Source organism: Aurantimonas sp. A2-1-M11 (genome assembly GCF_036549475.1).
GTDB lineage: Bacteria > Pseudomonadota > Alphaproteobacteria > Rhizobiales > Rhizobiaceae > Aurantimonas.
On sequence record NZ_JAZHLI010000110.1, the window covers coordinates 1 to 8404 of the forward strand.

Here is an 8404-nt window from a genome sequence, read left to right on the forward strand (position 1 = left end):
GCAACCTCCCGCCCGCCGAGGCGGAAGCCGCCTACTACGCCAGGCTTGAGGCCGTGCCGATAGCCGCGTAGGACTCAAACCAAATGGTCTCCGGGAAACCCGGGGCGGTTCAAAGCCCTATCCTCTGTGGGTGAGGCATCACCCCGAGGAGCCCTCCTACTCGATCCTCCGCAGGACGCTCGAGCGGAACGCGATCTCACACCCGGGAATGGTATACTCGGCGCTTGGGCGACATGGCGGCATGAGCGTGACTTCACTGCCGGCTGGGATCGTCGCGCGCATGTGCCATGTCGACGCCGAAGCCCTTACAAAGGCCACCCCAACCCGATCTGGGCCGGCAGTGGAGTTGTTCGGCCATCGGTTGGCCTTCTTTGACGTAAGCGTTCGCAAGGGGCGGAGATGGTGTCCCTCCTGCATTGCCGAGGAAGCGGTTCATAGGGCGTGGTGGGACCTTGAGGTCATCGCTTGCTGTCCCCGACACCTCCTAGCATTTGCCTCGAAGTGCCGATGCGGACTTGCGCAATATTGGGGAAAGGAGAGGATCGCGGTCTGTGCCTGCGGAATCGAGCTGGCGGACGCAGCCGTTCTGAGGGTGAGTTCCGAGACTGCGAGAGCTTCAGGGTATATCCTCTCGCGACTCCTCGGCGAGACTGTCGAGGCCATCCCGATGTTCGAGGGCGTTGGGGTCGGAGAGTCGGTTGAAGTCATGCGGCGTCTCGGCGCCTTCACTATCGACCCTTGGGCGAAGCTCGATCATGTCGTCGCTAAGCGGGGCATTACGGCGGTGCTCAATGTCGGCCTCGAGGCAGCCGCTACATTTCCGGAGAGCTTCCGCTCCGCGCTGGACGCGGCGATGGCGAATGCCGACACGAGGCCTGGCAGCGCAGGCGTTCGCCGCGCGTATGGAGATGTTCTCTACGCTTGGCTGAAGCGGAGACTCGACACCAAGACCGGATCACTCCTTGCAGCCGAGATGCGGGAGCACGCAAAGGGGAAAGTTCTCCGCAAGCAGGGAGCTCTGCTACTAGGGAAGAGCGTGTCCCACGATAGGGTCTCAGTCTTAGAAGCCTCCAAGCTCTGCGGACTTTCGTTTGCGCGGATGCGGAGGATCGCTGTCGCGCGAGGACTCGTCTCGCCCGACGCCTCGGCGAAGGAGCACAACACCCTGTCGCTGGTCGATCTGGTGACGATAAAACGTGATCTCGGGTCCTACATTGGCTCCACCGACCTCGCCAGGCTGCTCAATGTTAAACACGAGGACCTCTTGGAGATTGTTGCGGCGGGACACATTCCTGTTGCCCACCCGCCCCGAGACATCATGCGTGTACAGACGAAGGATGCCTTCAGGAGCGATGCGGCCGAGGACTTGCTGAACCGCCTCGGCCGGGGTCAGCTTCCCGAAGGCGTGCCGGCAGGCACCGTTACGCTGACCCTCGCTGCGTCAAGGATCCATATCTCGACGGCGGAGATCGTGGGTCGGGTGCTGGCCGGGGAGATCCAACCGCTCGCCTTTGATTCAAGCGCCGCCGGCTTACGAGCTTTTCGGATCAGGGCGACAGGCTGGCGAGCTAAATTGCGTAAGGACAGATTGGGACTAATCAGCGCGATGGAGTTGGCTGATATCGTCGGTTGCCACACTGACGTAGCGTCGCGCCTCGGACGCGTCGGAGCGATTCCCAGCGTCCGGGTCGGTCGACTGCGAATGCTTGTGGAGAGCGACGGACTCGCGTTCTTCGAACGGCACCTGTCGTCGGCGGAGGTCGCGGCCAGGTTCGGCGTGCCCGTGAGGGACGCAAAGGCTTTTCTTGCGGGCCGCGGGGTTGAGCCTGCGTGGCGCAAGGAGGACGTCGGAAAGTGGCTCTTTGACAGGGGCGAGGTCGAGCGGCTGCCCGCTGCGTCGACCGCAGACCGGAAGGGACGGCGCAAGGCCTGATCGGGCATCGGGCCGACGCCGCGTCGTTCCCGTCAGGCGGTTTGGCCAGCATCGGCGACTTGGCGGCGGCGGTTCGGTGTCAAGGGGTTGCCTGCGACGGATTCATGGACGACGATCCGCCTACGCGGCAGTGGCGGGGCTTCATGATCGACGAAGGCGAGCTTCCCGAGGCCCTCGTCGAGAGGGTCGCCACCATGGAGGCGATACTGGTTGCCTGCGCGACGGGCGGCTCGTCCGACAACCGGATCTACGAGCATCTCCGGCGAGAGTTCATGCAGGACGAGGGGATCAGGAACGAGCTTCCGGCATTCGTGCGCACCTGCCGCAACCTCGACTCCTTCTGGCCTTTCATAAAGAGCGAGGCGCCGACATACGCCGAACGTCGTCGAATCATAGGGACGGCGTTCACCCCCCTTGTGGACATGCTCGAGGGGAGGGCCCGAGCACCGGGCGATCCACTCGTGTCCGAGGTGCTCCAGTCCTTCGATGCGGAGGGCGTGCACCAGCTCTGGTCGAAGGCTCTCGCACGCAGGACCGTCGACCCCGAGGGCGCCATCACGGTAGCGCGCACCCTTCTCGAGACCGTGTGCAAGCGGATCCTCGACGACCACGGCTCCGCCTATGCGGACAGGGACGACCTACCGAAGCTATATGCGGCCGCGGCTAGGTGCCTGCGCTTGGCACCGGACCAGCACACGGAGGAACCCGTCAGGGCGATCCTCGGCGGCGCGATGAACCTCGTGAACGGCATTGGGACGTTGCGGAACCGCCTGTCGGACTCCCACGGCCGGGGCGGACGCCTGCCCGTACGCCCCTCAGAGCGCCACGCGAGCCTTGCCGTGAACACCGCCGGCGCGATCGCCACCTTCCTCGTAGAGACCCACCTAGCCCGGAGCTGTTAAGCCAGTGCGTGTGCCGCGAGAAACCCATCTTCTGCGGAGTCCAGACTTATGGGCCATTTGGAAACGCAAACGTATCTTATGCCCAAGAACAGTTTAGCCTTATGGCCAAGAAAGGCGGTGCTAAGCTTTTGATCTTAGGAGTCTGGCTGTTCAGACTTATGCCTCAAGTCACACGCGGGGTGGAGTGACTGCGCTGCGCGGCTCATGATCGGGGTGAGGCACGCCGCACCTCACGCGTCGGCCGCATCCTCCGTTTCCGGGTCGATCTCGTCCGGATCGAGGCGCCGGGTGGCGCCCCAGTCGTCGAGCACGGCATTGGTGTCGTCGAGAACGAAGAAGCGCGCCGCCTCCTTGTCGTAGCCGTCGTCCATGAGGTCGTCATAGTCGGTATAGGCGTGGCGGATATGGGCGACTGCTGCCAGCCATACCGCGCGTTCGGGAGGCAGCGTGCGCATGCGCCGCGAGCGCGCCGCCTCGCGAATCGCCTCCGCGTCGAGAAAGGGCACGCGCGGGATGATGGCGGTGAGGGCGCGGGCGATGCGCTTCTGGCGTTCGGTGGCCAAGCGGGCGTCAGGCCGGCGGCGCGTCGACCGACGCGAGATAGGGCTTGATGTCGATCAGCGGCGTGCCATCGAGGACGTCGATTGCATCGACCGCGATCACGCCGGTCTCCGGGTCGATGGAGACGATCCGCACCAGATGCAGACCCACCGGATTGGGCCGGACCGGCGAGCGCAGCGAGAAGGTGCCGCGCGGCGCGTCCGCATGGCGCGGCATCTGCAGCGCCAGGTTTCGCTCCGCCCGATCCAGCCAGGTCAGGAGCAGTACCCATCCGCCCGGCTCGAGCCCGGTCAGGCCCCTGCGCCAGCGCGGATCGAGTGCGATCGTCGCGGGCTCGCCCGTTTCGCGTGCCCTGGCGACATTCTTCGGGCATTGCGCCCGGTCGGTCCAGGCCGACCGGATGCGGCCGATGAAGACCAGCCCGGCATCGTCATAGGTGGGCTCCGGCCCCTCGAAGGGCCGCTCGCCGGGACGCGCAGGCGCATCGGCCGGCTGGTCGTCGGGGTCATCGGCGTGGACGCCATCGGTCGGCATCATCGGGGCGGGGCTCCCGCGGTTGGCTTATGGCCTCCGCCTCCGTGCGACAGGCGGGGACCGTCGGACTTGCATCGCCGAATTTTTTCACATAAAGATATATTTATATCAAAATCTGGGCGGAACATGCTGGACATTCAGAAGCTCTCCTTCGGACGCATGGTCGATGCCCTCAAGGCAGTCGGTGAGCCGACGCGCCTGCGGCTCGTCCTGCTTCTGGCGCGAAGCGATCTGACGGTCAGCGACCTTACCGCGATTCTCGGCCAGTCGCAGCCGCGCATCTCGCGGCATCTGAAATTGTTGGTCGAATCGGGCGTCCTGAACCGCTACCAGGAAGGTGCCTGGGCATATTTCCGCCTATCGGAGGAAGCGAGCGTCTCCGGCCTCGTCCATGCCGTCTTGAACTGGGTCGACGAGGCCGATCCGACCATCGAACGCGACAGTGAGCGGCTCGAGACGGTGCGAATGGAGCGGGCCCGCCGTGCCGCCGACTATTTCGCTCGCAATGCCGGCAGCTGGGACAGGATCCGGGCGCTGCATGCCTCCGACGCCGATGTCGAGCGCGCCCTCCTGGCGACCCTTGGTACCAAGCGTATCGGCACGCTGCTCGACGTGGGCACCGGCACCGGCCGCATGCTGGAACTTCTGGCGCCGCGCTGCGAGCGCGCCGTTGGCATCGACGCCTCGCGGGAGATGCTGGCGATCGCGCGGGCCAAGCTCGATGCCGCCGAAATCGCCAATGCGGTGGTGCGCCAGGGCGAGGCCTATCATCTGCCGGTCGAGCGCCAGGCCTACGACCTCGTCACTATCCACCAGGTTCTGCACTATCTGGAGGATCCCCAGGCTGCGGTGGCCGAGGCGGCGCGCGCCGTCGCGCCGGGAGGGCGCCTGGCGATCATCGATTTCGCGCCGCACGAACTGGAGTTCCTGCGCGCCGAGCACGCCCATCTGCGTCTCGGCTTTTCCGACGACACGCTGGCCGGCTATCTTGACGATGCCGGCCTCGAACTGGTGTCCTTCGATCACCTCGTTTCCAGCGGAGGTGAGACCGGCGAGCTCACCGTCACAATCTGCATCGCCCGAGACCCCCGTCTGCTCGTCGCAGCCGAGGCCCCGGTCAGCCAATCCCTCGCTAGTTGAGAGAGTCCGTCATGAGTCAGACCCCGTCGCTACGCGGTTCCGAACTTCGCGTGTCCTTCGAGTTCTTCCCGCCGAAGACCGAGAAGATGGAAGAGAACCTGTGGCGTTCCATCGAGCGGCTGGCACCGCTGTGCCCCAGCTTCGTCTCGGTGACCTACGGCGCCGGCGGCTCGACCCGCGAGCGCACCCATCAGACGATCGAGCGGATCCTCAAGGAGACCGCCCTGACGCCGGCGGCGCACCTGACCTGCGTCGACGCTTCCCGCGAGGAGGTTGATGACGTCGTGCGCCAGTACTGGGAGACCGGGGTGCGCCATTTCGTGGCGCTGCGCGGCGACGGCCAGAACGGCGTCGGCGGCCAGTATGTGCCGCGCGCCGATGGCTATCGCAACGCGGTCGAGCTCGTCGCCGGCCTGAAGGCTTTCGCCGATTTCGAGATCTCCGTGGCGGCCTACCCCGAGAAGCATCCCGAGAGCCCGGATTTCGCCACCGACATCGACCTGTTGAAGCGCAAGGTCGACAATGGCGCGACCCGTGCGATCACCCAGTTCTTCTTCGATAACGACGTCTACGAGCGCTATGTCGAGCGCGTGCGTCGGGCTGGTGTCTACATCCCGATCGTGCCGGGTATCGTGCCGATCCACGACTTCACCAAGGTGGCACGCTTCTCAAATGCCTGCGGGGCGAAGATCCCGTCCTGGCTGGCCGAGCGCTTCGACGGCCTGGAGGACGACCCCCAGACCCGCAGCCACGTGGCCGCGGCGGTCTGTGCCGAACAGGTTCTCGACCTGCAGAAGCGCGGCCTGTCCGACTTTCACTTCTACACCATGAACCGGGCCGACCTGGTCTATTCGATCTGCCACATCCTCGGCCTGCGAGCCGGCAATGCGGCAACTGCGCCGACCAGCAAGGCCGCCGCGGCCTGAGGCGGCAGGAGCGAAAAACGCAAAAAAGCCGGGGCAGGTCCCCGGCTTTTCTCGTTATGGGGCGCCATCGGACGCCGGTCGACTCATGAGATCAAGGCATGACGCCGATCACCATGGCGCCGACGAATGCAAACGCGGCACAGATCATCAGCAGATTAAGCGGACGTGTCAGTTCCATTTGCATCGCCTCCTCGTTGACGCAACAGGGGCGAGACTAACGGGCTGAGTCTGTGCGGCAATAGGAATTCGTCGCTGCACTGCGGTGAACCGGTCGCGCTATTCAGCCGCGTTGCCTGCAAATGCGGGAATGAGGCGGTCCATGAGACCTGTATTTTTCTGGGACACCCAGGCAGGACATCCTGCACCATCAAAACGCGCGCGCAGCCATTCCGAGCGCGAAAATATCCGAAATGACTTCAACGGAATCAGAAGGATCCGAGACATTTCTGCGATTCGAGATCACCCGTATCCCACCATCTGCACGCGTGGTCGGGCTGTCGCAACCTTGCCACATTTCGGGCCTTCGCCCAAGGCGGTCCTTGGGCCGAGGGCCCCTGGGTCCGTATGGTCAGGGGAAGAGGACGATCGCGCCGACCGTCGTGATGCCGCCCAGCATTCCAAAAAACATCACACTGCCAAAGACGGCTACCAAAGTTTCGATCCGCATCGCATGCTCCTCGTTCAACGCGGGGCTGAAACGGCAAGGTCTGCCGTTGGTTCCAGCGAATCGATGCGATTGGGGCGTCAGCCCGCCGCGAGCCGCGCCTCCAGCATGGCGGCAATGGCAAGCGCCCGCACATCGCGCCCGAACCGGGTGACGATGGTCAGGCCGACCGGCAATCCGTTGGCCGCGCGAAGACTCGGCACGTTGACGCAGGGATTGCCGGTCAGCGTCCACAGCTTGTTGAACATCGCGTCGCCGGTCGAGCCGAGCCCCCTGGGCGCCGGGCCGATGGAGGAGGGCACTAACAGGGCGTCGGCCTGTTCGAACAGGGTCGTTGCGGCCTTGCGGCCGATCCGCGCCGTGCGCCGCGCGTCGTCATAGGCTTGGGGCGTCACGGTAACGCCATGGTCCAGCTGTTCCAGGATCTTCTCGCCCATCAGGTCGCGATGGCGCGTGCGTTCGTGAAACAGCGCCTGCGCCGCCTCGAAATTCTGCAGCGGGGCATGGATGTCGCGCGCCGCCGAGAGCGACGCCGGCTCGGCGATCTCGATCAGCTTCGCCCCCGCCGCCTCGATGGTTCGCGCGGCTGTCTCCCAGGCGGCCACCATGTCTGGCTCGAGCAGGTCGTCGACGGCCGAACGATAGAGGCCGATGGTCAGGCCGGCCGCGTCGGCGGGCGGTACGTCGGCCATCGGCCGGCCGCTGATCAGCGCGGCCAGCAGCGACACGTCTGGCACAGTGGCGGCGAAGAAGCCGACCGTGTCGAGCGACCAGGAATAGGTCTTCACGCCGACCGTCGGAAACAGCCGGAAGCTCGGCTTGTAGCCCGCCACCCCGCAGAAGGAGGCCGGCCGGATTACCGAGCCGCCGGTCTGGGTGCCGCAGGCGCCGGCCAGGAAGCCGGCCGCCACGCCTGCTGCCGAGCCGGAGGACGATCCGCCCGGCGTGTGGTCGCGATCATGGGGATTGCGGGTGGGGGTGGGGTCGAGCGAGGCGAATTCGGTCGTCGCCGTCTTGCCGATGATGGCCGCGCCCCTGGCGCGGGCTAGAGCGACCACCGGCGCATCGGCCAGCGGCCGGTTGCCGCGATAGATCGGCGAGCCGTGCTCGGTCGGCATGTCGAAGCTGTCGAAGATGTCTTTGGCGCCGAAGGGAACGCCCGCCAGGGGCCCGGTGGCCGCGGCAGCCTCGGCGCGCGACGCCTCGGGCGCGCGGTGGGTGAAGACGCCGAGATCGCCGTCCCCGGCGTCGATCCGCTCGTTGGTGGCCGCGAGCAACGCTTCGGGCGTCGTGCGCCCGGACTCGATGTCTCGGACGATGTCGGTCAGGCGGAGGGGGGAGACGGGCATGGCAGATCTTCCTGTTGGGCTGATGCGCCTGTGTAAGGCCAGGCTCGGCCTTCCCACAAGCCGGGCCCGACGCGCGCCAGTCCGGCCGCCGATCCGCACGTCGCCGCAAGATCATGGAGCCACGCCGGAATGGGCGCTGAAAACAGCGATCCGTGCTCTAAGGATATCCGCATCGATAACTGCTACTCTTCCGGCTGTCGTGGCCTGATTGTGTAGTTCCATTCGGGATGGAAGGCGTCGCCTGTGATGTCGAGGCTGGCGATCTCGGCATCGGACACTCTCAGCCCCTTCTCGTAGATGCGCGTATCGAGCGCACACTCGACTTTGAGGCCGGTCCTGGTTGTCGTTGCGCCGATCAGTTCGACCACGGCGCGGCGATCGGTCAACGGGTGGCC

General features: G+C 65.5%; 8 protein-coding genes. 4 read left to right on the forward strand and 4 right to left on the reverse strand.

Translation table 11 applies throughout. The features are described 5' to 3' along the window. The first annotated feature begins 130 nt into the window (after positions 1-130). Together VQ042_RS23810 and VQ042_RS23815 are read left to right on the forward strand one after the other, a co-directional pair. Complete coding sequence (locus VQ042_RS23810; RefSeq protein ID WP_331822763.1) at positions 131-1933, forward strand: TniQ family protein; 1803 nt, start codon at positions 131-133, stop codon at positions 1931-1933. Between the two features lie 104 nt (positions 1934-2037). After that, complete coding sequence (locus tag VQ042_RS23815) at positions 2038-2835, forward strand: abortive infection family protein (RefSeq protein ID WP_331822764.1); 798 nt, start codon at positions 2038-2040, stop codon at positions 2833-2835. A gap of 230 nt (positions 2836-3065) precedes the next feature. On the opposite strand, the gene VQ042_RS23820 is transcribed toward VQ042_RS23815, so the two are convergent. Both VQ042_RS23820 and VQ042_RS23825 read right to left on the reverse strand, forming a co-directional pair. Next, on the reverse strand, positions 3066-3398 hold the full coding sequence (locus VQ042_RS23820) for a DUF2293 domain-containing protein (RefSeq protein ID WP_331822765.1): 333 nt from the start codon (positions 3396-3398) through the stop codon (positions 3066-3068). A 7-nt stretch (positions 3399-3405) separates the two neighbouring features. Further along, positions 3406-3933: an SAM-dependent methyltransferase gene (locus VQ042_RS23825; RefSeq protein WP_331822766.1), complete on the reverse strand. Its 528-nt coding sequence runs from the start codon at positions 3931-3933 to the stop codon at positions 3406-3408. A 123-nt stretch (positions 3934-4056) separates the two neighbouring features. On the opposite strand from VQ042_RS23825, the gene VQ042_RS23830 reads away from it, so the two are divergent. After that, positions 4057-5070 (forward strand): ArsR/SmtB family transcription factor, encoded by a 1014-nt coding sequence (locus VQ042_RS23830; RefSeq protein ID WP_331822767.1) that lies wholly within the window; start codon positions 4057-4059, stop codon positions 5068-5070. Then, on the forward strand, positions 5067-5996 hold the full coding sequence (gene metF / locus VQ042_RS23835; protein WP_442880206.1) for a methylenetetrahydrofolate reductase [NAD(P)H]: 930 nt from the start codon (positions 5067-5069) through the stop codon (positions 5994-5996). Before VQ042_RS23830 ends, metF begins: the two co-directional genes overlap by 4 nt. Positions 5997-6740: 744 nt before the next feature. Here metF and VQ042_RS23840 read toward each other — a convergent pair. Continuing rightward, positions 6741-8009, reverse strand: coding sequence for an amidase (locus VQ042_RS23840; RefSeq protein ID WP_331822769.1), 1269 nt, complete (start codon positions 8007-8009; stop codon positions 6741-6743). A 182-nt stretch (positions 8010-8191) separates the two neighbouring features. Further along, positions 8192-8404, reverse strand: a 213-nt coding sequence (locus VQ042_RS23845; protein ID WP_442880207.1) for an ISAzo13-like element transposase-related protein, incomplete at its 5' end; no start/stop codon positions are given.